The organism is Mesorhizobium sp. M1B.F.Ca.ET.045.04.1.1, from assembly GCF_003952465.1.
GTDB classification, from domain to species: domain Bacteria; phylum Pseudomonadota; class Alphaproteobacteria; order Rhizobiales; family Rhizobiaceae; genus Mesorhizobium; species Mesorhizobium shonense.
Window position 1 is genome coordinate 1,549,933 of sequence record NZ_CP034448.1, and the last position, 22,766, is coordinate 1,572,698.

The 22,766-nt window shown below is 61.7% G+C and carries 23 protein-coding genes and 1 pseudogene; 9 read left to right on the forward strand and 15 right to left on the reverse strand.

Features of this window, described 5'->3' with window-relative positions; translation table 11 throughout:
* Positions 1 to 170: 170 nt before the first annotated feature.
* The 9 genes from EJ071_RS07560 to EJ071_RS07600 all read right to left on the reverse strand — a co-directional run bounded on the left by EJ071_RS07560 (position 171) and on the right by EJ071_RS07600 (position 9,747).
* Positions 171 to 1,154: a beta-ketoacyl-ACP synthase III gene (locus EJ071_RS07560; RefSeq protein ID WP_126063924.1), complete on the reverse strand. Its 984-nt coding sequence runs from the start codon at positions 1,152 to 1,154 to the stop codon at positions 171 to 173.
* Entirely contained in the window at positions 1,151 to 2,416 is a 1,266-nt protein-coding gene (locus tag EJ071_RS07565) for an adenosylmethionine--8-amino-7-oxononanoate transaminase (protein WP_126080683.1), read from the reverse strand. The genes EJ071_RS07560 and EJ071_RS07565 overlap by 4 nt, the downstream gene beginning before the upstream one ends.
* The gene (gene bioD, locus EJ071_RS07570) at positions 2,416 to 3,051 is read right to left on the reverse strand and encodes a dethiobiotin synthase (protein ID WP_063169254.1); all 636 of its coding nucleotides are present in this window, start codon (positions 3,049 to 3,051) and stop codon (positions 2,416 to 2,418) included. Before bioD ends, EJ071_RS07565 begins: the two co-directional genes overlap by 1 nt.
* Positions 3,048 to 4,187: an 8-amino-7-oxononanoate synthase gene (locus EJ071_RS07575; RefSeq protein ID WP_024505572.1), complete on the reverse strand. Its 1,140-nt coding sequence runs from the start codon at positions 4,185 to 4,187 to the stop codon at positions 3,048 to 3,050. Before EJ071_RS07575 ends, bioD begins: the two co-directional genes overlap by 4 nt.
* A complete protein-coding gene (gene bioB, locus EJ071_RS07580) occupies positions 4,184 to 5,152 on the reverse strand; it encodes a biotin synthase BioB (RefSeq protein WP_245454882.1) in 969 nt (322 codons plus the stop codon). Before bioB ends, EJ071_RS07575 begins: the two co-directional genes overlap by 4 nt.
* Before the next feature lie 174 nt (positions 5,153 to 5,326).
* Entirely contained in the window at positions 5,327 to 6,208 is an 882-nt protein-coding gene (nadC, locus tag EJ071_RS07585) for a carboxylating nicotinate-nucleotide diphosphorylase (RefSeq protein WP_024505570.1), read from the reverse strand.
* A gap of 1 nt (position 6,209) precedes the next feature.
* A complete protein-coding gene (locus EJ071_RS07590) occupies positions 6,210 to 7,751 on the reverse strand; it encodes an L-aspartate oxidase (RefSeq protein WP_024505569.1) in 1,542 nt (513 codons plus the stop codon).
* Positions 7,748 to 8,722, reverse strand: coding sequence for a quinolinate synthase NadA (gene nadA / locus EJ071_RS07595; protein ID WP_126063925.1), 975 nt, complete (start codon positions 8,720 to 8,722; stop codon positions 7,748 to 7,750). The genes EJ071_RS07590 and nadA overlap by 4 nt, the downstream gene beginning before the upstream one ends.
* A 62-nt stretch (positions 8,723 to 8,784) precedes the next feature.
* A complete protein-coding gene (locus tag EJ071_RS07600; RefSeq protein WP_126063926.1) occupies positions 8,785 to 9,747 on the reverse strand; it encodes a hypothetical protein in 963 nt (320 codons plus the stop codon).
* A 171-nt stretch (positions 9,748 to 9,918) separates the two neighbouring features.
* Here EJ071_RS07600 and panB point away from each other — a divergent pair, with 171 nt between their 5' ends.
* From panB to EJ071_RS07620, 4 genes are all read left to right on the forward strand, one after another.
* The gene (gene panB / locus EJ071_RS07605) at positions 9,919 to 10,755 is read left to right on the forward strand and encodes a 3-methyl-2-oxobutanoate hydroxymethyltransferase (RefSeq protein ID WP_126063927.1); all 837 of its coding nucleotides are present in this window, start codon (positions 9,919 to 9,921) and stop codon (positions 10,753 to 10,755) included.
* Entirely contained in the window at positions 10,752 to 11,660 is a 909-nt protein-coding gene (panC, locus tag EJ071_RS07610; RefSeq protein WP_024505565.1) for a pantoate--beta-alanine ligase, read from the forward strand. The genes panB and panC overlap by 4 nt, the downstream gene beginning before the upstream one ends.
* A gap of 98 nt (positions 11,661 to 11,758) precedes the next feature.
* Entirely contained in the window at positions 11,759 to 12,478 is a 720-nt protein-coding gene (locus EJ071_RS07615) for a LuxR family transcriptional regulator (protein ID WP_126057768.1), read from the forward strand.
* Between the two features lie 92 nt (positions 12,479 to 12,570).
* Complete coding sequence (locus EJ071_RS07620; RefSeq protein ID WP_126057769.1) at positions 12,571 to 13,203, forward strand: acyl-homoserine-lactone synthase; 633 nt, start codon at positions 12,571 to 12,573, stop codon at positions 13,201 to 13,203.
* Between the two features lie 366 nt (positions 13,204 to 13,569).
* Here the strand turns inward: EJ071_RS07620 and EJ071_RS39300 are convergent, their stop codons facing one another.
* A complete protein-coding gene (locus EJ071_RS39300; protein ID WP_063169245.1) occupies positions 13,570 to 13,818 on the reverse strand; it encodes a DUF6074 family protein in 249 nt (82 codons plus the stop codon).
* A gap of 599 nt (positions 13,819 to 14,417) precedes the next feature.
* On the opposite strand from EJ071_RS39300, the gene EJ071_RS07630 reads away from it, so the two are divergent.
* The 3 genes from EJ071_RS07630 to EJ071_RS07635 all read left to right on the forward strand — a co-directional run bounded on the left by EJ071_RS07630 (position 14,418) and on the right by EJ071_RS07635 (position 15,435).
* The gene (locus EJ071_RS07630; protein WP_245454734.1) at positions 14,418 to 14,888 is read left to right on the forward strand and encodes a hypothetical protein; all 471 of its coding nucleotides are present in this window, start codon (positions 14,418 to 14,420) and stop codon (positions 14,886 to 14,888) included.
* Complete coding sequence (locus EJ071_RS40015; protein WP_256754986.1) at positions 14,881 to 15,015, forward strand: hypothetical protein; 135 nt, start codon at positions 14,881 to 14,883, stop codon at positions 15,013 to 15,015. Before EJ071_RS07630 ends, EJ071_RS40015 begins: the two co-directional genes overlap by 8 nt.
* 174 nt (positions 15,016 to 15,189) lie before the next feature.
* On the forward strand, positions 15,190 to 15,435 hold the full coding sequence (locus EJ071_RS07635; RefSeq protein WP_063169243.1) for a hypothetical protein: 246 nt from the start codon (positions 15,190 to 15,192) through the stop codon (positions 15,433 to 15,435).
* 189 nt (positions 15,436 to 15,624) lie between these two features.
* Here the strand turns inward: EJ071_RS07635 and EJ071_RS07640 are convergent, their stop codons facing one another.
* Complete coding sequence (locus EJ071_RS07640; RefSeq protein ID WP_024505560.1) at positions 15,625 to 16,014, reverse strand: hypothetical protein; 390 nt, start codon at positions 16,012 to 16,014, stop codon at positions 15,625 to 15,627.
* A gap of 707 nt (positions 16,015 to 16,721) precedes the next feature.
* On the opposite strand from EJ071_RS07640, the gene EJ071_RS07645 reads away from it, so the two are divergent.
* The gene (locus EJ071_RS07645) at positions 16,722 to 17,921 is read left to right on the forward strand and encodes a cation:dicarboxylase symporter family transporter (protein ID WP_306462679.1); all 1,200 of its coding nucleotides are present in this window, start codon (positions 16,722 to 16,724) and stop codon (positions 17,919 to 17,921) included.
* A 6-nt stretch (positions 17,922 to 17,927) separates the two neighbouring features.
* Here EJ071_RS07645 and EJ071_RS39305 read toward each other — a convergent pair whose 3' ends face one another.
* Positions 17,928 to 18,497, reverse strand: a complete 570-nt coding sequence (locus EJ071_RS39305) for a hypothetical protein (RefSeq protein ID WP_245454735.1) — start codon at positions 18,495 to 18,497, stop codon at positions 17,928 to 17,930.
* 611 nt (positions 18,498 to 19,108) lie between these two features.
* Here EJ071_RS39305 and EJ071_RS07655 point away from each other — a divergent pair.
* A complete protein-coding gene (locus EJ071_RS07655) occupies positions 19,109 to 20,110 on the forward strand; it encodes a zincin-like metallopeptidase domain-containing protein (RefSeq protein WP_126059319.1) in 1,002 nt (333 codons plus the stop codon).
* A 157-nt stretch (positions 20,111 to 20,267) separates the two neighbouring features.
* Here the strand turns inward: EJ071_RS07655 and groL are convergent, their stop codons facing one another.
* From groL to EJ071_RS07670, 3 genes and pseudogenes are all read right to left on the reverse strand, one after another.
* On the reverse strand, positions 20,268 to 21,923 hold the full coding sequence (gene groL / locus EJ071_RS07660) for a chaperonin GroEL (protein WP_126057772.1): 1,656 nt from the start codon (positions 21,921 to 21,923) through the stop codon (positions 20,268 to 20,270).
* Between the two features lie 65 nt (positions 21,924 to 21,988).
* Positions 21,989 to 22,282, reverse strand: a pseudogene (gene groES / locus EJ071_RS07665) (co-chaperone GroES); the annotation flags it as partial.
* 62 nt (positions 22,283 to 22,344) lie between these two features.
* On the reverse strand, positions 22,345 to 22,692 hold the full coding sequence (locus tag EJ071_RS07670) for a hypothetical protein (RefSeq protein WP_063169239.1): 348 nt from the start codon (positions 22,690 to 22,692) through the stop codon (positions 22,345 to 22,347).
* Positions 22,693 to 22,766 lie beyond the last annotated feature (74 nt).

Below are 22,766 nucleotides of genomic sequence, written 5' to 3' on the forward strand. Positions count from 1 at the left end.
GTATTGCTGGCCTTCGATGAGCGCTGCGATTTGAGCAAGCGGGTCGATACTTAGACATCGCGGAGCACCGCACGGAACCCAGCTCTATGGAGCTTGCCGGCGACTATTTACGTATTGAGCCATTCTCATAGTCTCATTCATGAGCAGTCCTGTGCGCAAGCATTGCTTTGCTAAATTCCCACCACAAGCGCGCCGCCGCTGAGACCCGCACCCGCTGCCGCCAAGAGGACTTTCTCGCCAGGCCGAAACGGCTGCGCCCGATGGGCCAGCGACAATGAGAGCGGGATCGTCGCGGCGGAAGAGTTGCCATATTCGGCGATCGTCTTGACGATCGAGTGATCAGCGATGCCGAGGTTCCTGCCGACCGCGTCGAAAATGCGCGCATTGGCCTGATGCGGCACGAAACGATCGAGGTCTTGCGGCCTCAGTCGGGCAGCAGTGAGCGCATCTCTCGAGCAGGCGGTCATCATCTCCACGGCCTTGCTGAATACTTCACGGCCGTCAGTGATCGTCATCCGTGTCTGCGCGAGGTCGAGGTCGGCATGGAACGGAGTGTTGCTTCCCCCGGCGGGAATCTGGATTAGCCCGTAGCGCGAGCCGTCGGAATCCACCGAAGCGCCGAGAATGCCTCGATCCGGGTCATCGCAAGGACTGATCACCATGGCGCCGGCGGCATCGGCAAACAGCACGGCGCTGGCGCGCTCGGCCAAATTGATGCGGTGGCTGAGGATGTTGGCGGCGATGACAAGGCTCGCTTTGCCGTGCAGGCGGGTGAACCCGTCGGCGAACATCAGCGCATAGATGAAGCCGGCGCAGGCGCCGGTCAGGTCGATCGCTCCGGCGCGGCCTAGCCCCAGCCGATGTGCGACCAGCGGCGCGCTTGGCGGCAGAAGGTGATCGGGCGTCGACGTGGCGAGCAAGAGTAGACCGACGTCGCCGCGGTCGATACCGGCATTGGTCAGCGCCATGTCGCCGGCAGAGGCGGCAAGGCCCGACAGCGTGTCTTCGTCTGTTGCCCAGAAGCGCGAGCGAATTCCGGTGCGCCGCTCGATCCAGCCGGGCTCAAGCCCGAGCCGGTCTTCGATTTCCGGGTTCTCGACCTTGCGCGCCGGCGCATGATGGCCGAAGCCGAGAACGCGCGACGATAGGTTCATGGCCGCGAGCCGAAGCGTTCGCCGGCCTCCTCTATCGCGTCATAGAGCCCGCCCAATTCGTCGCTGGTGATGCAATAGGGCGGTAGAAGATAGAGGACATTGCCGAGCGGGCGCACAAGTAGCCCCCGCTCAAGGAAAAAAGCGCGCAGTTTTGGCCCGATCTCGGCCAGATAACCGGCTGAGCCGGTGCGTAGGTCGAGTGCCGCGATGGTGCCGGTTGTCCGGCAGTCGGTGAAATATGGATTGACCCGGAAGCGTTGCAGCCCGGCGGCCTGCCTCGCGCTCAAGACCGCGATCCGCTCGGCCACCGGCTCGTCACGCCAGATCTCGACATTGGCAAGTGCTGCCGCGCAGGCGATCGGATTGGCGGTGTAGGAGCTCGAATGGAAAAACGTCTTCTTGCGATCCTCCGAAAAGTGAGCGTGGAAGATGGCATCGGTGGCGATCGTGGCGGCCAGCGGGATGGTACCACCGGTCAGACCTTTCGAGGTGCACAAGATGTCGGGCGAGACGGACGCCTGTTCGCAGGCAAACATGGTTCCGGTGCGCCCCCAGCCGGTCATCACTTCATCGGCGATCAGCAGCGTGCCGGAGGCTTCGGCGATCCTCTTCAATTCGGCAAGAACCCAGGCCGGATACATCAGCATGCCGCCGGCGCCAAGCACCAGCGGCTCGACGATCAGCGCGGCTGCGCGCCGGTCGCGGCTAACGGCCTCGAACCGATCCAGCGTTTCCTGCTCGCGCCCGGCGGCCGGGAAGGGGATGGCGTCGACCTCGAACAGCAAAGGATCATAGGCGGCGTTGAAGACGCCGCGGGCGCCGACGCTCATCGCCCCGATCGTGTCGCCATGATAGCTGTGCTCCATGACGGCGATGCGCGAACGCGGCGCGCCGATGTTGCGGAAATAGCCGAGCGCCATCTTCAGCGCGACTTCGACTGAGGTGGAGCCACTGTCGGAATAGAACACCCGGTCGAGGCCGGCGGGTGCGATGCCGATAAGCGCCTCGGCCAGCCGTTCGGCCGGCTCGTGGGTGAAGCCCGCGAAGATGATCTGGTCGAGGCTCGACGCGGTCGTCTCGATGGCCTTCATGATGCGGGGGTGGCGATGGCCATGGGTGACGACCCACCAGGAAGAAATCGCATCGAGGATGCGGAAGCCGTCGGCCTTGTGGAGATAGGCGCCTTCAGTCAGCACGATTTCAGGGACCGAGGGCTCTAGCGCGTGCTGCGTGAACGGATGCCAGACTCGAGACTCCGCCATCAGTCGCCTCCGGCAATCATGGCCAGGTCGAAGCCGGAAATCATTGCATCTCTCAACGTTTCACCCGTCAGCGGACCGAGGTGCGGCAGCCTGCCCAGCTGCGGCACGCCGCCGAATTCCACGATTGTCCTTTGTGTATCGGCCACCTCTTCGCCAATGAAGGCAATGCCGATGAGCGGGATGGAGCGGGCTCTCAGGGCCTCGATCGACAACAGCGTATGATTGATGGTGCCAAGCGCGGTGCGGGCGCACAGTATGACCGGCAGCCGCCATTGTTCGAATATGTCAATGAACCTTGTCTGTCGATTGAGCGGCACCATCAGCCCGCCGGCGCCTTCGATGACGAGCGGTGTCGGCAGGACCGGAAATGAAAGATCGTCGGCCTCGATCGCGACGCCGTCGATTTCGGCTGATCGATGCGGCGACAGCGGCATCGTCAGTCGATAGACTTCGGGCAGCACGCGTCCGTCGGGCAAGCCGGAAAGCCGGGCGACGACCTCGCTGTCGGTCTCCTCGTTGAGGCCCGATTGCACCGGCTTCCAGTAGAAGCCGTCGAGCAGCCCGGCAAGTCCGGCCGAAAACACTGTCTTGCCAATTCCAGTGTCTGTTCCGGTGACGACGATGCGTTTGGTCATGCTGTGGCCAACACTCCGACGAGAGCCTCGACCATGGCGGAAATGTCGGCTTCGTCGACGTTGAGAGTCAGCGAAATGCGCAGGCGCGACGTACCCTCAGGCACTGTCGGCGGGCGAATGCCGCGTATGTCGAAGCCGCGTGCCTGCAGTCCTGCCGCCACCGCCATGGTGCGGCTGTTATCGCCGATCACAAGCGGCTGGATCTGCGAACCGCTGGGCATCACGCCGCAGCGTTCGGCCAATTGCCGGCTCGCGAAAGCGACACGCTCGTGCAACTGAGCACGACGCATAGGCTCGTCAGACAGAATAGTCAGCGCCTCACGTGCCGCGACTGCCATCAGCGGCGATGGTGCGGTCGCATAGATGAATGGCCGGCACCGGTTGATAAGATAGTCGCACAGTGTTCGCGGTCCGGTAACGAGCGCGCCGGATGCGCCAAGCGCCTTGCCGCATGTGTGGAGCGTGACGATGTTGTCGCGGCCTTCATACGCGGCGGCCAGTCCCCGGCCGTCCGGTCCCCAGACGCCGGTGGCATGCGCTTCATCGACGACGATGAATGCCTGGTACCGATCAGCCAGCGCGACCAGGCTCTCCATCGGCGCACGGTCGCCATCCATGCTGTAAAGGCTTTCGAAGGCGATCCACACCCGCCCCATGCCGCCTTCGGCGCGCCAGCGGGTGATTGCGTCCTCGACAGCGTCGACGTCGTTGTGCGCGGCCAGCTTGAACTCAGCGCGCCCGGCCTGGGCACCCTCATGCATGCTGGCATGAGCGAGCTCGTCGAGGACCAGCAGGTCGCCTTTCTGCGGCAGGGCCGTCAGCAGAGCGAAGTTGGCGATATAGCCGCTGCCGAAGAACAGTGCACGCTCGGCTCCGAAAAATGCCGCTGCGTCCGCCTCCAGTTGCTCATGTTCCGGTGCATTGCCGCGCAACAGCCGCGATCCGGTGGCGCCCACTGGCGTGCCCCGCGCAATCGCCGTCGAAACCGCATCGCCCAGTCTTTTGGAGGCGGCAAGTCCGATATAGTCGTTCGACGAGAAGTCGAGCCCGGCGCGCGGTGCGAGCGTCCGCAACCGGTCCTTGCGCCCCAGTCCCCGCAAGGTTGCGTCATAGCGGGCAAGAATTGCCTCCTTCATTGCGTGGCGAGTTCCATAGGCTCAATGCCGAGGCGCCGGAACAGAAGGGTATCCTTGTCCTCGCCGGGATTTCCCGCCGTCAGCAGCGTGTCGCCGACAAAGATCGAATTGGCCCCGGCAAAGAAGCACAGCGCCTGCGTTTCGTCGCTCATCGCCGTCCTGCCGGCGGACAGCCTTACATAGGATTTCGGCATCATCACCCGCGCGAGCGCAACGATGCGGACGAAATCGATCGGATCGATGGCGTCGGCCGCGGCAAGCGGCGTGCCTTCGATGGGAATAAGCATGTTGATCGGCACGCTTTCCGGCGGCTCGGGCAGGTTCGCGAGCGTGACCAGCATGTCGATGCGATCGGTCTTTTCTTCTCCCATCCCGACAATGCCGCCGCAGCAGACTTTCATCCCAACCGCGCGCACGTGCCCAAGCGTTTCCAGCCGGTCGGCAAAAGTCCTGGTTGAAATAACCTCGCCATAGTAGCGCTCAGAGGTATCGATGTTGTGGTTATAGTAGTCGAGACCGGCCTGCTTCAGGCGAGCAGCTTGCTCAAGATCGAGCATGCCGAGCGTCATGCAGGTCTCCATGCCGAGGGCCTTGACGCCCTCAATCATGGCGACCACAACCTCCATGTCGCGCTCCTTGGGACTTCGCCACGCCGCGCCCATGCAATAGCGCGTTGCGCCGCCATCACGCGCCATGGCCGCTTCGTCGATGACATGCTTGACGTCCACCAGCTTCGACGCCTTCACACCGGTTTCGTAATGCGCAGACTGGCTGCAATAGCCGCAATCTTCGGGGCACCCGCCGGTCTTGATGCTAAGGAGCCGCGACAGCTGCACTCGGTTTCGATCGAAGTTCTGGCGGTGGATCGTCTGAGCTAGGAACAGCAGATCGTTGAATGGCATGCCGTAGATGGCCTCGGCCTCTTTGCGGTTCCATCGCGGAGGCGTTCCATCGACCGATTGCATGGTCTGGTTCACGTCGAACTCCGAGTTCATTCCAATCGTCATCGTCAAACCTTTGTTTGCTAGTCCGGTACGCCTTCTTGGCTTTGGGGCGCACTCGCTAAAGGCGAGCTGCGGCACGTCTTTCCAGCACCTCCTACGCCTGCCGAGCTGATGTTGCTCCTCACGCCGTAATCCTCAGTTCAAGTGCTTGCAGATGTTCTGGTGGTCCGGCATGTCCAGGCCGATGTCGAGGATCGGGGCGCTGTGCGTCAGCCAACCCATGGAGATGAGATCGACACCGGTCGCCGCAATCGCCGCCGCCGTTTTCGGCATCACCCGACCGGACGCCTCGGTGATCGTACGGCCATCCACTATAGAAACCGCGCGGGCAAGATCCTCGACCGACATATTGTCGAGCAGCACCGCGTCAACACCAATCGCGAGCGCTGCATCGAGCTGCTTCAGCGTGTCGACCTCGACCTCGACCTTCACCATATGCCCTGCTGCGGCGCGCGCCCGCTCTATTGCTGTGCGGATATCGCCGGCGATCGCGATGTGGTTGTCCTTTATGAGCACGCCGTCATCGAGGCCGAACCGGTGATTGGCACCGCCGCCGACGCGCACGGCGTATTTCTCCAATGCCCGCAGCCCGGGCGTCGTCTTTCGCGTCGATACAATCCTCGCCTTGTGACCGCGCACGGCCTCAACCATGGCCGCTGTGGCAGTGGCAATGCCGCTCAGCCGGCATAAGAAATTGAGGGCCGTGCGTTCGGCCGTGAGCAGGCCTCGTGCGGGTCCGGACAATCTTGCAATGGTTTCCCCGGCCCCAACCTCGCTGCCATCAGGGCGCCAGATCTGGATGTTGATCGCCGGTTCCACGAGAAGGAAGGCATACGAGACCAGATCGAGCCCGGCAACGACGCCCGCCTGCCTCGCTTTGAGCACCAACGTGGCAGTGCAATCATACGGGATAACCGCATCGGTGGTCAGGTCGCCGGATCTGCCCAGGTCTTCGAGGAGCGCAACGCGCACAATCGGTTCGATCAGGGTCGCGGGGAGGGGGGAGAATGAAGTCATATCAAGTGCTCCGTATGGTAGCCCGGCAATCGAGTGCGGCCGCGGCCCGCATTGCGCTGTGCAGTGTCAGCCGTGATGGGCGCACGTTGGCATCGTGGAGCGGGAAATCGGACCGACAGTGCGCGCCTCGACTCTCTTCCCGCCTCAGGGCCGCCGCGGCGATCATCAGTGAGACCAAAGCCGGACCAGAGGCAGCGACACTATTGGCTGCGATCGGCAGCAGGGTCGCCACCGCTTCGCGCATTGCCTCGCCGTCGCGGATGATACCCAGGGCGGCGGAGACAATCGGGCGGACCACGGAAGCGTCTGGTCGTGGAGGGACGAATGTGGAGCATCTGCGCGGTCGCCGGGTATACGACGTGCCGGCAACGCTTTCGGCAACCCAGCTCGCGGTGACCGCCGCTTCGGTGAGCGAGTTGCTGGCCAGGCGGTTGGCGCCGTGCAGGCCGGTACAGGCCACCTCACCGCAGGCCCACAATCCCTCGATGGAGCTGCGGCCGGCGCTGTCTACGGCGACGCCGCCCATGTGATAATGTGCCGCCGGGCGCACCGGGATCAGGTCGGTCGCGGGGTCGATTCCTGCGCTCCGGCACAATTCGGCGATGCCTGGAAAACGCTTGCCAAATCTCGGGCCGAGACTTTGCCGTGCGTCCAGGAATACGCGGCGTCCAACGGCAAGCTGGTGCCAAATGGCGCGCGCTACGACGTCGCGAGGCGCAAGTTCACCGCCAGGTGTGTCGGCGAGGAAGCGCTCTCCTCGCTCATCGATGAGCACCGCGCCTTCGCCACGCACGGCTTCGCTCACCAGCGGCATCGGCCGGCGCGGACCGTCGAGCGCAGTTGGATGGAACTGTATGAATTCCAAGTCGGCGAGTTCCGCCCCCGCCCATGCGGCGAGCGCCAGCCCGTGACCCCATGAGCCAGCGGGGTTTGTCGTGTCGCAAAACAGCCCGCCGACGCCGCCGGTCGCCAGCACCGCGCGACGCGTGGGCAGAGCGAGCGCGCCGGCTCGTCCTGCTGCGACCACGGCGATGACCGACCCGTCCTGCACGACCAGCCGGCGGACCTCCACATTTTCGATAATGGTGATCGAGGCTGTACGCCGAACCGCGGCGACGAGCGCGCGCACCAACTCGCGACCGGTGGCGTCGCCGGCTGCATGCACAATTCGCCGTCGCGAGTGTGCCGCCTCGAGCCCAAGTCGCAACGCGCGGTCAGGGTGCTGGTCGAAGTCGACGCCGAACCTTTGGATCGTCCTAATCGCTTCGGGTGCAGCTCGTACCACTCGCCGCACCGTGGCCTCATCGCAGAGTCCGTCGCCGGCAGCTATCGTGTCGCAAAGGTGAAAATCTGGGCCGTCGTCGCCCCCGAGACTTGCCGCAAGACCGCCCTGGGCAAGTTCACTGCAGGCTCCGGTTCCAAGCGGCGCGTTGGTCAAAAGCACGACCGGTTCCGGCGCCAGATGAAGCGCCGTCATCAGGCCGGCAATGCCGCCGCCGATGACGACCGGCGCCCCGGCGATGTCGCGAACCTCCAGACTCATAGGGAAAGCATGCGCTCGACCGCGCGGCGGGCGGGGCCGGCAATTTCGGGATCAATCCGGACCTCATGCCGGTTCTGCTCGAGTGCGGCGCGAATGTTGGCCAGGTTGATGCGCTTCATGTGCGGGCACAGATTGCATGGGCGAACGAACTCGACGTCGGGATGCGCGACCGCGACGTTGTCGCTCATCGAACATTCGGTCAGAAGGACGACACGCGTCGGTTTCTCACGCTCGACATAATCCGACATCGCCGCGGTCGAGCCGGAGAACTCCGCCTCCGCGACAACGTCTGGTGGGCATTCTGGATGGGCCAGCACGATGACGCCTGGATGGGCATCGCGCAGTTCCCGGATGTCTGCTGCGGTGAAGCGCTCATGCACCTCGCAATGGCCTTTCCAGGCGATGATCTCGACGTCTGTATCGGCTGCCACGTTCCTCGCCAGATATTCGTCCGGGAGCATCAGCACACGCGCCACGCCAAGCGATTCCACCACCGCCTTGGCGTTGCCGGACGTGCAGCAGATGTCGGACTCCGCTTTTACGGCGGCGGAAGTGTTGACGTAAGTAACAACGGGGACCCCCGGATACCGCAGCCGCATTAGCCGCACGTCGTTTGCCGTGATCGATTCGGCCAGCGAGCAGCCGGCGCGGAGATCCGGGATGAGCACGGTCTTGTTCGGATTGAGCAGTTTTGCCGTCTCGGCCATGAAATGAACGCCGGCAACCACGATGATGTCGGCGTCGACCGTCACCGCCTTGTGGGCCAACGCCAGGCTGTCGCCGACGATGTCTGCCACGCAATGAAAAATTTCGGGCGTCTGGTAATTGTGCGCCAGCACCACCGCATTGCGCTCACGCTTCAGCGCTAAGATGGCTTCAATATCGCCGGCGAACGCGAGCCATTCAACGGGTGGGATCACCCGCCGGACACGCTCATACAGGGACGCAGCCATAGGTAACGCCCCAGTCATTGGCGCCTCGATTATATTCGGTTTGACAATAAGGGAATATATCTACCTTGACTATAAGTATGTCAAGCCCGCGCCAGCGGTAATTTTGTCCCGGCGATAGCCCTGTCGTCGAGGACGGCATGCCGGAAGCGATAAAGCTTCGCCGGTCGGCCGCCCGTGTCGAGGGAGGTCTCCCCGGTCTCCTCAACAAGTTCCTGCTGCTCGACCAATCTCCGGAAGTTCGGCTTGTTGATCAGCCTGCCAGCCAAAGCTTCCACGGTTCGCTGCAGTTGCAGCAGCGTGAAGGAAGGCCGCATAAGCTCGAACACGACCGGCCGGTATTTGATCTTCGAACGCAGCCGCGCGATCCCGGTTGCCAGAATACGACGGTGGTCAGCGACCATTGGTTTGCCAGCCGCGGCCGCAATCGCGTCCCTGCCGCCACCGGCCTCCTCAATCAGACCAGCTTCATAGAGCAACTCGTAGCGTTGGAGCGTGAGTTCCTCGTTCCAATGGCGGTCGTCGAAGCCGAAGGCTATCGCAGCGCGCTGCCGGCGCTCGCGTTGAGTGGTCGGCTCGCTGGCGCCGCCGGCCCACTCAATCAGGCGGGGCCGCAATCTATCGAGCAGCACAGGCGGCGTGCCGAAGCGGTGGTCCTCCCAGGGAAAATATTCGTACCAACTTTGCCAGCCGCACGCGGCCGAGTTCGTTGCCTGTTCCTTCCTGGTCAATGCGAGATAGCTGATTGAGATGACGCGCTGGTGGCGCTCAGTGCCGATGCGATCGCGATCGGCGAAGGTGTAGAGTTGCTCGATGTATCCAAGTGCATGGCCGGTCTGCTGCTCCACCCACCCCCTCAAACCCGACTGCAGTGATCGATGCTCAAGGGCAAAAGGTCCAGAAGGGAGGGTGTCCGCATGACCGACTGTGAGGACACAGGGCTCACTGTCGTTTACGGCGACCACGACGGCAGTCAGGTCCACTTTGGCTTCGTCAGCTTTGACGGCGGCTTTGCCTTTCTTGGTTCTTCTTGTCTGAGGATCCATGTTTGCGAAAGCGGGTTGGCCCAACGGAGCGCCTTAATCGATTGAATGTAACCTTGGAAGCCAGCACGTCAACACCAGAGTACTCAAGCGCTGTTTTTAGCTCTTCGCAGTCGCACAAAAATATGCCAAACGCGACACCCGCTGTTGGTAACGTAAGGGAAGGGGCCTCGGTTGAGCGCGGCTGGTGAGATAAAAGGGATGACTCCTCCAGATATTCGATCGCGAAAAGGCCAGACGCCACTTGTATGCTTGACGGCCTACACCACGCCGGTCGCGAGGCTGCTCGATCGCCACTGCGACATCGTTCTTGTCGGCGACAGCGTCGGCATGGTGCTGCACGGCCTGTCGTCGACGCTGGGGGTCACGCTCGACATGATGATCATGCACGGACAGGCCGTTCGCCGCGGCCTTGAACACGCGCTGATGGTCGTCGACCTGCCCTTCGGTTCCTACGAGGAAAGCCCAGAGCACGCTTTCGGCAACGCTGCGCGCGTGATGGGTGAGACCGGTTGTTCAGCGGTAAAGATCGAGGGCGGCGAGACCATCTCGGAAACCATCCGCTTCCTTACCGCGCGCGGCGTACCTGTCATGGCCCATGTGGGCCTGACGCCGCAGGCGGTAAACACGTTTGGAGGCTATCGTGTGCAGGGCCGGGGAGCCGATGCAGAGCGGATCAGGCGCGACGCCAGGGCGGTAACCGAAGCGGGCGCCTTCTCCTTGGTGCTGGAAAAGATACCGGAGCAGCTTGCACGGCAGATAACCGCCGATATCGACATACCCACAATCGGCATCGGTGCCTCGCCAGCTTGCGACGGCCAGATTCTGGTGAGCCACGATATGCTCGGGCTCTTCACCTCATTTCGGCCGAAGTTCGTCAAACGCTATGCCGAGCTCGGTGAGCAGGCTGAGGCGGCAATCGCCGCTTACGCCACCGATGTGCGGAACCGGCACTTTCCGGCGGTCGAACATCTCTATGTCAACGCCTTGAAGGCCGGTGACTTCACATGAGCGTGCCGATCGCTCGAACCGTGAGCGAGCTGCGCGGCGTCGTTGCGCAATGGCGTCGCTCGGGTGCCACGATCGGTATTGTGCCGACCATGGGAGCCTTGCACGACGGGCATCTGAGCCTCGTGCGGAAGGCGCTCGAAAGGGCCGAGCGGGTGATCGTGACGCTGTTCGTAAACCCCAAGCAGTTCAACAGCCCCGCCGACCTGATTGCCTACCCTCGGACGGAAAGCGACGATGCTGCCAAGCTCGCTCTGCTGGGCACGCATCTGCTCTATGTGCCGGACACAGAGGAAATGTACCAGGTGGGCTTCGCCACGGCCGTTTCAGTGTCCGGCATCAGCGAATGCCTTTGCGGCGCATTCCGGCCCGGCCATTTCAATGGCGTGGCGACGGTCGTGGCCAAGCTCTTCCTGCAGGCCGGCGCTGACTTCGCCTTTTTTGGCGAAAAGGATTTTCAGCAACTTCAGCTTGTCAGGCGCTTGGTCCGGGATCTCGACATTCCGATCACTATTGTGCCCTGTCCGACAGTCCGCGAAGCCGATGGTCTTGCGCTATCGTCGCGTAACGTGCGGCTCTCCCCAGCCCAACGCGCCATTGCCCCAAAACTAGCATCGGTCCTGCTCGATACGGCCGAGCGGCTTGCACGCGGCTCCCCCATCCTGCCTACGCTTGATGAAGCGCGTGCAGCAATTCTGGCTGCCGGCTATCGCGAGCTCGAATACCTGGAGCTGCGCGGAGAAACAGACCTGCAATCGTTAGCAAGCCTTGACCGACCGGCACGCTTGCTTGCTGCGGCTTGGCTTGGCGACACGCGGCTCATCGATAACGTCGCAATATCACCCATCGGTAGTTGGTCAGGTGGGCGGAGCTCTCTCCAATCGGAAGCAGCACAGCAATTGCGGTGATGACGGCGGCGCGTCGTATGCCCTGCAGGGACAGGCCATCATTTAGAACCACGTCTCCGTCGGCTTCCAGCAACCTCCGCGAGGTACGCTAAGCGCAGATGCATCGCGTATTTGAAACCTTGGTCGAGCAACTCTCTGCAAGCGTCGATGCCGTCGATCTCCATGAGGCAATGGCGTCCGCCGCAGCCGGGTTCGACTTTCCGCTCTTCGCTTATTTCACCTACCCATCCGCTTCCGGCGACAGGCCGCGATTGATCTCGAATTATCCATCATCATGGACATCACATTACCTGCAACAGCGCTACCACAGCGTGGATCCCGTGATCCTGCGGGGACTGCGGGGCTGGGATACCTTCGACTGGGGTGTGGACCGCGATCACCGTTATTTGCCGACCTCTCAGCAGGAAGTCCTGGAAAAAGCAGCTGAGTTCGGCATTCGCGGCGGACTGACCATGTCGATGCATGATCATCGCGGCCGGTTCGCCGCACTGACCTTCGCCTCCAACGAGGCGCATCCGCCATTTCTGAGGTCGCTGACGCGCTACGAAAAAGCAATGCAACTGGTTGCGATCAACGTTCATATCCATGCCCGGCGCAGGCTCGCCGAAGATTGCGTGGTAGATGGCATAACGCTCACCCGGCGGGAGTTCGAGTGCCTGAAATGGGCGGCGTGCGGCAAGTCGGCCTGGGATATCAGCCAGATTCTCGGTGTCTCGAAACGCACCGTGACCTTCCATCAGGAAAACGCCAAGGCGAAGCTTGGCGTGCGAACCATCAACCAGGCCGTAGTGCGGATGGCTGCTCGGGCGAGATCCTGATCCTCTCCAAGTCTAGCTGTAAAGGTCTACAGGCTGCATTCATGACGGCTTTGCCCTTCGATTGCGTGGACACATCCCGCACGGAGACGACAATGATGCAGCTGATAACACCCGACTGCTACGCCGAGTTTGCGAGCGAACTCAAGGAAATGCACGGACTTAGGTATCGGGTTTTCAAGAAGCGGCTCGATTGGGAAGTGCAGACCGAAGGCGAAATGGAAACGGACCCGTTTGACAGCCTGAACCCCGTCTACCTGCTTCTCAAGGGGTCCGATTGGCGAACTTGCGGCTGCGTCCGCCTTTTGCCGACCACCGGACCGACAATGTTGCGCGATACGTTTCCGACGCTGCTGGATGAGATGGTGGTCCCTGCGAGTGCCGATATCTGGGAGAGTAGTCGTTTCGCGCTCGATCTCCCTGCGACAGCGCCGAAGGCAGCTGGCGGCCTGGCCCAAGCAACCTACGAGCTCTTCGCGGGGATCATCGAATTCGGCTTGGCCAACAATCTCTCCGGGATCGTAACGGTGACAGATACGCGCATCGAAAGGATCCTTCGTCTCGCCACCTGGCCGTTGTCACGTATCGGACAGCCCAAGCAGGTCGGCAACACCGAGGCAGTCGCCGGCTTCCTCGATATTTCCTACGCCAGTCTCTTGCGCATCCGCTGGAGGGGACGCCTCAACGGGCCGGTGTTGTGGCAACCAGTTCTCATCCAATCGGCATAGCGCCTGCGGATGCTCAGCCGTGACTTGAGTTAAGTCTGCTCACGGCCGCCACCGCCGCCGTGAGGGTGAGCGGACCCGCCCCCACGAGCTTTCGACTGTTCCGGTCGATTGGCTCGCGCGGCCGGACTTTGGATTTCCGTAGGCGCAACCCGCAGTCCAGCGTGAGCACGCCAAAATGGCGCCCCTCCGCTTCGTCCAAAGAAGCCAACGTGGCTTCTGAGGTCGTCTTAGAATATTGGACCGGCCGCCGTGAGCGATCGCAACCTCAAACCTTTGCCGGTATGCCGGTTTGGCCGGACCGTCGGCCAGTCGGAGCAGTCCCCTGATAAGGACCCGAGCTGACGCGCGGTCCAACAGCGCCCGAGCCTATGCTTTGTGCATTACCGTTCGGTTGGCCATGTCGTCCAAGACCGCATGAAGAAGGCTTCCAACCTCCTGCGCAGCGAGCTCTGGCGCAATTCCTACATCGGACAATTGAATGAGCATTTTCTTGGCAGCACAGCGCCAGAACGCACTCGCCGCCTCGCCGTTCTTGGTCTCGAGGGCCTGGGCGATACTTTCGACCAATATACGTCGCCGATGCAGCGGAAATACGCAAATGTTTGATTCATGCATCAATCACCTCACAGATTCAGTTCCACAAAGAAAAACACCGGCGTCTTCAAAAGAGCCCCGCTAGCGCGGTGACGGTTCGCGGCGACATGACGAGTTCCACTTCCCCATCGACAAGCTATTGGGAGATGAGCCGCCGGACCGCATATCCGGGACCGCACATAAGGTGAACCACCATTGCTCATCCGGCTGCATTTTCCTGGGCCGTTCGACGAGGCGTTCCAGCCGAATTGACGTCCAATGACTTGATCTCTGAAAGGGCAGGGCGGTACGAATCACCCGATTGTTCCGCTGCTTACATTCCTGCGAGCTTGTGTATGAACGATTAAAGCGTGCCCGAGCCGTTCTTGGTGGCCGCCGCAGAAGGGAATCATGTCATCCGCTGCCTATCGTAGGCGGCGCGACTTCTAGCATGACTGCACTGCCCCGACAGGGCTTTGCAATCGCGCGTTTCGAAGCCTATGCTTTGGCATCGGCCGGCATTTACTTCGGTGCAGCCGACAGTAAGACGTACGCGCTCTTGCCCCGTTGGAAGAGAGCCTTGCCCGATCCCTCTTTCGCGACCAGGTGCTGAAGCCCTCACCCCGCAGGACTTCGCGCTTTTGCGACCATCGCTGCATCACGTCGAACCGGGCATCAAGGACCAGTTGGAGGTCGCGCATCAGCCGATCAAGAACGTATATTTTCCCGAGAGGGGCATCGCGTCGGTGGTCGCCACCATGACCGGCGGGCGGCAAGGTGAAGTCGGCATTGTCGGCTATGACGGGATGAAAGGAATTGCCGTCATTCTCGGAAAGGAAAGCACTACCTGGCGCCTGCCGGTTGAAAACCTTCGCCCTGCGATTAGCCCGTCGCTTCGCACCTCAGTGCTGGATTATGCCCACGCGTTCCTCGTCCAATCATGCCGGACGGCACTGGTCAATGGCCACTCCAAGATCGAAGAACGGCTGGCCCGCTGGCAGCTGATGGTCCACGACCGTGCGGAAGGAGATAAGATCCTCCCGACGCATGAATTTCTGGCGACCATGCTCGCGCCCACCGCCCGGGGTCACCACGGCCCTGCAAATGCTTGAGTATCGAGGACTGGTGCACGCCAAGCGCGGCGAGATCACGATCATCGACCGTGCCGGATTGATAAAGCTCACACATGGCGCTTATGACAAGGAGGAGCAGCGTTATTTCGGCCTGGCCGCTGCCTGAAGCATGTCGGTTGAAACGGGTTCAGCCGACGTCTCCTTGCCCCTCACCAGGTCGCCCAAAAGCATCAGCGGTTTTGAACGAATCGCAGCTATTGTCCGCAATCGGACATAGGCTTGAAGGCGGTCGAATTCGTGCCATAAGTCGGGTTGGTCAGGGTTCAGGGAGGAATTCGTCATGACCAATTCGTTTCACACCGTCACCGTCGAAAAAGCCGCAGAAGCCTATGTCCTTTCCAGGGGAAGGGTCCGCTTTCTCTCCATGGCGCAGGCGATCCGCGCCATCCGAACACTAATGCCGGCATGCAAGGCCACCGACCGCGAGTTGGAGGAACTGTTGGCGGCCGCTTCCTTCGTTCATGGCGTGCCCGTCGCCTTCGACACAAAAACAGCCGATGGTGTAGAACCACGGCTGCATTCCTAAGAGGGCATGCCGCGCCATGCAGACTGTCAGAGGGCATTCGTCAGATGGTAGTCCGCTAACTTAACTGCAGAGTCTAAAGGACGTGTTCCAGCATTGCGAACTCACCGATCGCTTTGTTGCCAAAGCTGCCAGCAAGCGATCGCCTCATCCAGCCGTTTGCACCATCTCATCACAGACATCATCGCGATGCTACCTGTCCAGCATATGTCCAGCATTTCGCAAGGCGGCCAGAAGGAGCCTCGCATAGCCTGTGACATCGATCTGGGCCTGCATCGAAAGGGGCATGCTGGTCCAGTTCTCCAACGGTGCAATGAAAGGTGAGAAGGTGCCATTGACTAGGCAACAACAGCTAACAAGGCCCTCTCGGTCCAATGCCACCACACCGATCTTGTCGCCTGGATATCCAATGGCTGCGACTCGCTGGACCTCCAGGTCACCGTCCACCCGCACGTCAAAAAGAAGGCTACCACGGCTCCTCGTGGCTATCTCAGCCGCCTTCTCATCAAAGCTTGAAGAGAGCAAGCGGACGCTTTCCACCGCCATCTGGAAAATCACCAAATCCAGTTCATTCACGGCCATATGGGCATTTCCGCGCAACGGGTGGTGATTGCAATGACACATACTGCTTGTTCACAGATGTCGGTCACGAACGATCATTCGTCGGGTTCCGGTTCCGACCAACGGTGTCGCCACCTGATCGTGCTGCGGTTCGAACCTTCCGAACGCGAGCCGAGCGCGCTATGAGGTTGGAGTCTAGGTCTCGGACCCTGCCTCGCGGCCTTCTCATCTTTGGCAGACCCGTTGCAACGCCGCCGCGATGGCGCAAACGCCAGATGACGCTGATCCATCGCTTGATCGTGAACTGAGCTTCTGAACACCATTGGGACAGCAGGGTGGAAGGGCTTGACCAACGCTGCCCCCGTTTTCCAAGAGGACCCGTCCTCGATTGAATCTTTCGAGCCCCGTGCGGCGCGCAGCCAAATGATGACGATCTGGACTCAGCTCGCAGACCGCAAGGCAAAGAGGGAACCTTCCAGGCAGCCAAGCTGCTCGACGCAAAGAGCGGCCTTTGGAGTTCCCAAGAATCGACCCTTCCATAGTTGCGACAGGCAACCACTGCACGAGTGTGGGAGAGCGAATCGCAAGCATTGCGTGAGGTCCTGCGCGTTTTCCCCTCTTTGCTATTTGGCACATCGTTTGCGCCGAAGTGGGCGCAGCGTTCGACCGGAGCACTGCATGGGAGAGGGAGGAGCCCCACCCCGATCCGGTCAAGGAGAGAGACGGTGTTGGTTCCAAGAGTTCCCCGCGCGATCGCAGCGCCCCGCAAGCGCCATTTTGCCCGGACCTACGTGCAGGTACTTGCCGCCATAATCCTGGGTGCCGCAATCGGCTATTTCCATTTGGAGACCGGCCACAGCCTGAAGCCGCTCGGCGATGCCTTCGTCGATGTCGTCAAGATAATCACCGTACCTGTCATCTTCCTGACAATGGCGACCGGCATTGCCGGCATGAGCGATCTGCAGAAGGTCGGCCGAGTTGCCGCCAAGGCGATGGTCTATTTTCTCACCTTTTCGACGCTCGCTTTTGTTGTCGGGCTGATTGTCGCGAATATCGTTCAGCCTGGCGCCGGCCTCAACATCGATCCGGCCTCGCTCGATGTCCAAGCCGTTAAGGGCTATGTGGCCACGGCTCACGAGCAGTCCGTGACCAGCTTCCTGATGAACATCATCCCGTCAACGATTGCCAATGCCTTCGCGGAAGGCGACATCCTGCAAGTCTTGTTCCTCTCGGTCCTGTTCGGCGCGGTCTGCCGCTACAACGGCCGCTCGCTCTTCTCTCTCGTCCGATACATCAAGGACGAGCTGCTGCTCGCAATGTCCTCCTCAGAGGCCGCGCTGGCCTCGCTCATGGAGAAGATGGAAAGGGCCGGCGCCACGCATTCGGTCGTGGGTCTCATTCCATTCAATCTGGACGGCACGAATATGATGCTCGCCGCCCTTTTCATCGCCCAAGCGACGAAAACTGATCTCCCGATCGGCTGCCGGATCCTCATGCTGTTTGTCGCATTGTTCCCTTCGAACGGAACAACCCGCATTACCGGTGCAGGCCTCGTCACAATGGCTGCAACGCTCTTTCTTGTTCCGGCCGCACCGGTCACCTCCGTGGGGCTTATTCTTGGCGTCGATCAGCTTATGTCCGAATGCCACGCGCTGACGGTTTTTCTCCGCAGCGTAGCGGCAACGCTGGCTGTCACCCGGTCCGGGGCGAGCGGGATAAACGACGATTCGGGGAGCGCCTCACTAGCGGACCGTTCAGCGCTCCGGCGGTGGACGGTCAAGTCGCCCGGCGTGGTGAACACAATTCCCCGTGCGAACGACGCTCAGCTATTGGGGTGGACCCGATGGCGCAAAGCCGTATTTGAGAAACCGCCAGATCGCACCGGCACCTGTGCGCCTGTAGCAACTGCGGGGCACGATCAAAACTGACCCATTTTACACCAAAAAGGCGGCCGTTGCTGCCACGCCGTCCATGGATTGGAGACTCATGTCTAAGCCGACTGCCATCACTGTCGCAGCTCTTCTTTTACTCCTCGCCTTGCTGGCGAGCCAATATAGCGCGAACCTGCACCGGCAGGCGTGGTCGACCGACAGGCAAAAGTGGAGCGGCGCATTCGACAACGATCTCCTTCGCCAATCGCCGGCAACCCGCAAGGCGATGCCGTTCTGGTCATATTCAATGACTACCACAACTGTCCGCATTGCAGACTGGCTGATATCAACTACCAAAAAGCCTTCAAGCATGAACCCAATCTGAAGCTTGTGATCAAACAGTTCCCGGTCCTGGGACCGGATTCCCAATTCCCAGCCTTCGCCGCACTCGCCTCGAGAAAACAGGGAAAGTTCGACGAATTCCACCGCGCCCTTATGATTTCCCCCAGTTGAAGGGTCACTCTCAAGATCGCAGCGCGTGTAGGCCTTGACGTTGAGCAGCTCAAGCGGGAATGCAAGATCCGGCCATCGCAGATGAAATGCGCGGTCCGCGCACTCGCGAAAGGTCTGCACTTAGACGGTACGCCCGCGTTGGTGGTCGGCGATATAGTGGTCGCCGACCTTGTGGACATGGCCAGCTTGCAACGCTTGCATCGCCGATGCGCGCTCAAAGCGTGCTGGCTCTCGTGCGGGGCAGCATCTGTAGACCGGCCACGCTGTTGTTGCCGGAGCGTGCCGTTTGTGGCAGCTGGCTTTGCTGTCGCTCCTCGTAATCTTGTTGCGGTCATCCAGCTGCCGTGGGCGCCAACAACAATCCTGAGCGCCCGCGCCTGAAGTCGCTGGCCGGGTGCTCGTGAACCGAGCCCGCTTTTCTTCGGCAAGCTCAGGCGGTCTTGGCCCTGCGGCATCGCCCCCTGGCGCGGGGCAGCCTTCGGCTGCTGACGGTCGCCGGCCTGTCGGCCGGCGTCTTTCTATTGTGGCCTTCCCCCTGGCGCAGGGTGGGCAGCACTCCCTTCTAGGCCCGCCGCGGCGTCCCGCAACCCTTCGCTTGTCGCTTTCGGGTCCTCCACTCCGTTCCGGTCCTGCTGATGCAGTCCGCCTCCGACGGCGGGCCTTTCCGGTCGCTTTTGCCGCCCACCCCGCTTCCGGGGAGGGCGCGCGATTGTAGAGCGGAGGACATCACGATGCGTGCAAACAACAAACGTTGCGGCAGCCGACAGGCTGGCGCAGACAGTGGCGGGCGCACCGGCGCCAGCCTTTATCAGGAAATCACCGACCGCATCATTGCCGAACTGGAGCGCGGCACCGTGCCATGGGTCAAGCCGTGGGGCAGGGCAAGGACAGGCCTCGGCCTGCCGCGGAATGCGGCCACCCAGCGCCGATATTCCGGCATCAATATCCTGATCCTGTGGGGCGCGGTCATCGAGCGCGGTTTCCCCAGCCAGAACTGGCTCACCTTCCGGCAGGCGCTTTCGCTTGGCGGCAATGTCAGGAAGGGCGAGCACGGCACCACCATCGTTCACGCTGACCGCTTTGTTCCCAAGAACGAAAAGCAACGCGCCGACACCGATGGCGACGAACCGCAGGCGGTGCCCTTCCTGAAGCGCTTCACCGTCTTCGATGTCGCGCAGTGCGATAATCTGCCCGAACATCTTTACGCCGCCGGCGAGCCTCTGCCTGAGCGCGAGATGGTCCCGCAGGCCGAGGCGCTCATTCATGCAACCGGCGCTGATTTTCGCATCGGCGGCGAGCGCGCCTTCTACATGCCCGGCAGCGACACCATACAGGTGCCGCCGCAGCCGGCTTTCTTCCACCAGATCGACTATTACCGGACCTGCTTTCACGAGCTTGGACACTGGACCGGCCACCCGAGGCGACTCGCGCGCGACCTGTCCGGCTCCTTCGGGTCCAACACCTATGCGCGCGAGGAACTGGTCGCCGAAATCGCATCAGCCTTCATCTGCAGCAGTCTCGGCATCGAGCCGAGCGTGCGCCATGCCGACTACATCGGCTCATGGCTGACGGTTTTGCGCGAGGACAACCGCGCCATCTTCCGCGCCGCAAGCCATGCCTCGAAAGCCGCCGATTTCCTGCTTGGCCGCAATGTCGATGTCGAAGGCGAGGCACATGCCGAAACCGCCTATGGGAGCGCGCAATCCTCACACGCGACCGCCTTGCGCCTCTGATGACGCAAAGCCGCGCGCAACCAACTCGACAGTTCTTTTGAGGTTGCCCTAACGCCGATGGCCGGCGTTGGCGTCGATCGTTCATCGGACCGAGGTTCGCAAAAAAAGAGGGCGGCATTGATGCCGCCCTCTCGTTGCGAAAGCTGCCAGAGCTGGATTAGAAATCCATGCCGCCCATGCCGCCCATGCCGCCGCCGCCCATGCCGCCAGGCATGCCGCCGCCAGCCGACTCCTTCTTCGGAGCCTCCGCGATCATGGCTTCGGTGGTGACCAGCAGGCCGGCGACCGAGGCCGCGTCCTGAAGAGCCGTACGGACAACCTTGACCGGATCGACGATACCCATGGCGATCATGTCGCCATACTCGCCGGTCTGGGCGTTGTAGCCGAAGGTCGCGCCCTTGTTCTCAAGGATCTTGCCGGCAACGATCGATGCTTCCGCACCGGCGTTGGCCGCGATCTGGCGGGCCGGAGCCTGAAGCGCACGACGCACGATGTTGATGCCGGCGGCCTGGTCGGCATTGACGCCGGTGGCCTTGATGTTGGCCGAAGCGCGCAGCAGCGCGACGCCACCACCAGCAACGATGCCTTCTTCGACGGCCGCGCGGGTCGCGTTGAGGGCGTCATCGACGCGGTCCTTCTTTTCCTTGACTTCGACTTCCGTCGCACCGCCGACGCGGATCACCGCAACGCCGCCGGCGAGCTTCGCCAGACGTTCCTGCAGCTTCTCCTTGTCGTAGTCCGAAGTGGTCTCTTCGATCTGCTGCTTGATCTGGGCAACGCGGCCCTGGATCTCGGCCTTCTTGCCGGCGCCGTCGACGATGGTGGTGTTCTCCTTGGAGATCGACACCTTCTTGGCGCGGCCGAGCATGTTGAGGCCGACGTTCTCGAGCTTGATGCCGAGGTCTTCCGAGATGACCTGGCCACCGGTGAGGATGGCGATGTCTTCCAGCATGGCCTTGCGGCGATCACCGAAGCCCGGCGCCTTGACGGCGGCGATCTTCAGGCCGCCACGCAGCTTGTTGACGACCAGCGTGGCCAGAGCCTCGCCTTCGACGTCTTCCGAGATGATGAGCAGCGGCTTCGAGGTCTGCACGACGGCTTCGAGAACCGGCAGCATGGCCTGGAGGTTGGACAGCTTCTTCTCGTGCAGGAGGATGTAGACGTCCTCGAGCTCGGCAACCATCTTGTCGGCGTTGGTGACGAAGTAGGGCGAGAGGTAGCCGCGGTCGAACTGCATGCCTTCGACGACTTCGAGTTCGGTCTCGGCGGTCTTGGCTTCCTCAACCGTGATGACGCCTTCGTTGCCGACCTTCTGCATCGCTTCGGCGATCATCTTGCCGACCGAAGCATCGCCGTTGCCGGCGATGGTGCCGACCTGGGCAACCTCTTCGGAGGTCTTGATCTTCTTGGCGTTCTTAATCAGGGTCGCAACGACGTCGGTTACCGCGAGGTCGATGCCGCGCTTCAGGTCCATCGGGTTCATGCCGGCGGCAACGGCCTTGTGGCCTTCCTGGACGATCGACTGCGCCAGAACGGTCGCGGTCGTGGTGCCGTCGCCAGCGATGTCGTTGGTCTTCGAAGCAACTTCGCGGACCATCTGCGCGCCCATGTTTTCGAACTTGTCCTCAAGCTCGATTTCCTTGGCGACGGTGACGCCGTCCTTGGTGATGCGCGGGGCGCCGAACGACTTGTCGATGACCACGTTGCGGCCCTTGGGGCCGAGCGTGACCTTCACCGCGTCAGCGAGGATGTTGACACCGCGCAGCATGCGCTCGCGGGCATCGCGGGAGAATTTTACGTCTTTGGCAGCCATTTTTAGCTCCTGGCAGGGGCTTCAATCGAGCCCGGGAATTCAGTTGACGAAAGGGCCTGATATGAGCCGATGATGCCCATGATGTCGGATTCCTTCATGATCAGAAGGTCTTCGCCATTGAGCTTGACTTCCGTGCCCGACCACTTGCTGAACAGGATGCGGTCGCCGGCCTTGACGTCCAGCGGGACCAGCTTGCCAGCTTCGTCACGAGCGCCGAAGCCGACAGCGATGATCTCGCCTTCCTGCGGCTTTTCCTTTGCCGTGTCGGGGATGATGATCCCGCCAGCGGTCTTGGATTCGGATTCGACCCGGCGAACGACCACGCGGTCATGCAGCGGGCGGAACTTCGACTTTGCCATTTTCGGATTTTTCCCTGGTGCGCTGTTGAGGGGTTTTTGTTAGCACTCGCGATGGACGAGTGCTAACGCGATAGTGAGGTAGGCTGTAAGCGGGCACTCGTCAAGACGGACGAGGGCAGGCGAGGAGCTCTGGCCCCCTCCCCGGTGGAACCCAACGCATACGCGGCATCCGCGTTGATGGCTGCGAGCCCCACATTTCCATTGAATTCGGCGTCATGACGCCAACTTGCTCGCGCCGCTTCCAAGTCGTCAGTCGTGCTGCCGTCAGCACGAACATAGGGCTGCGCTTCACTTCCCGTCGAAGCCGCGGCAAGCAGCGTCGCCGTCAGCACGCTCCTTTGCAGATGCTTGCCAAAGGTGGACAGTGAGCGCACCTGCGCCGGGCTGTTGGTGCGAACGTAAGACGTCATTGACAACTCCTTTTTGCAAGTCGAGCCCCTTCTCCACCTTCGGCCGCCGTCGACGCGAAGAAGTCCGCATCGCG

Excerpts from the sequence above, each read along its gene's own strand:
- EJ071_RS07560 (WP_126063924.1), bottom strand. The coding sequence starts at position 1,154 with ATGAACCTATCGTCGCGCGTTCTCGGCTTCGGCCATCATGCGCCGGCG.
- EJ071_RS07565 (WP_126080683.1), bottom strand. The coding sequence starts at position 2,416 with ATGGCGGAGTCTCGAGTCTGGCATCCGTTCACGCAGCACGCGCTAGAG.
- bioD (WP_063169254.1), bottom strand. The coding sequence starts at position 3,051 with ATGACCAAACGCATCGTCGTCACCGGAACAGACACTGGAATTGGCAAG.
- EJ071_RS07575 (WP_024505572.1), bottom strand. The coding sequence starts at position 4,187 with ATGAAGGAGGCAATTCTTGCCCGCTATGACGCAACCTTGCGGGGACTG.
- bioB (WP_245454882.1), bottom strand. The coding sequence starts at position 5,152 with ATGCAATCGGTCGATGGAACGCCTCCGCGATGGAACCGCAAAGAGGCC.
- nadC (WP_024505570.1), bottom strand. The coding sequence starts at position 6,208 with ATGACTTCATTCTCCCCCCTCCCCGCGACCCTGATCGAACCGATTGTG.
- EJ071_RS07590 (WP_024505569.1), bottom strand. The coding sequence starts at position 7,751 with ATGAGTCTGGAGGTTCGCGACATCGCCGGGGCGCCGGTCGTCATCGGC.
- nadA (WP_126063925.1), bottom strand. The coding sequence starts at position 8,722 with ATGACTGGGGCGTTACCTATGGCTGCGTCCCTGTATGAGCGTGTCCGG.
- EJ071_RS07600 (WP_126063926.1), bottom strand. The coding sequence starts at position 9,747 with ATGGATCCTCAGACAAGAAGAACCAAGAAAGGCAAAGCCGCCGTCAAA.
- panC (WP_024505565.1), top strand. The coding sequence starts at position 10,752 with ATGAGCGTGCCGATCGCTCGAACCGTGAGCGAGCTGCGCGGCGTCGTT.
- EJ071_RS07615 (WP_126057768.1), top strand. The coding sequence starts at position 11,759 with ATGCATCGCGTATTTGAAACCTTGGTCGAGCAACTCTCTGCAAGCGTC.
- EJ071_RS07620 (WP_126057769.1), top strand. The coding sequence starts at position 12,571 with ATGATGCAGCTGATAACACCCGACTGCTACGCCGAGTTTGCGAGCGAA.
- EJ071_RS39300 (WP_063169245.1), bottom strand. The coding sequence starts at position 13,818 with ATGCATGAATCAAACATTTGCGTATTTCCGCTGCATCGGCGACGTATA.
- EJ071_RS40015 (WP_256754986.1), top strand. The coding sequence starts at position 14,881 with ATGCTTGAGTATCGAGGACTGGTGCACGCCAAGCGCGGCGAGATCACG.
- EJ071_RS07635 (WP_063169243.1), top strand. The coding sequence starts at position 15,190 with ATGACCAATTCGTTTCACACCGTCACCGTCGAAAAAGCCGCAGAAGCC.
- EJ071_RS07640 (WP_024505560.1), bottom strand. The coding sequence starts at position 16,014 with ATGGCCGTGAATGAACTGGATTTGGTGATTTTCCAGATGGCGGTGGAA.
- EJ071_RS07655 (WP_126059319.1), top strand. The coding sequence starts at position 19,109 with ATGCGTGCAAACAACAAACGTTGCGGCAGCCGACAGGCTGGCGCAGAC.
- groL (WP_126057772.1), bottom strand. The coding sequence starts at position 21,923 with ATGGCTGCCAAAGACGTAAAATTCTCCCGCGATGCCCGCGAGCGCATG.
- EJ071_RS07670 (WP_063169239.1), bottom strand. The coding sequence starts at position 22,692 with ATGACGTCTTACGTTCGCACCAACAGCCCGGCGCAGGTGCGCTCACTG.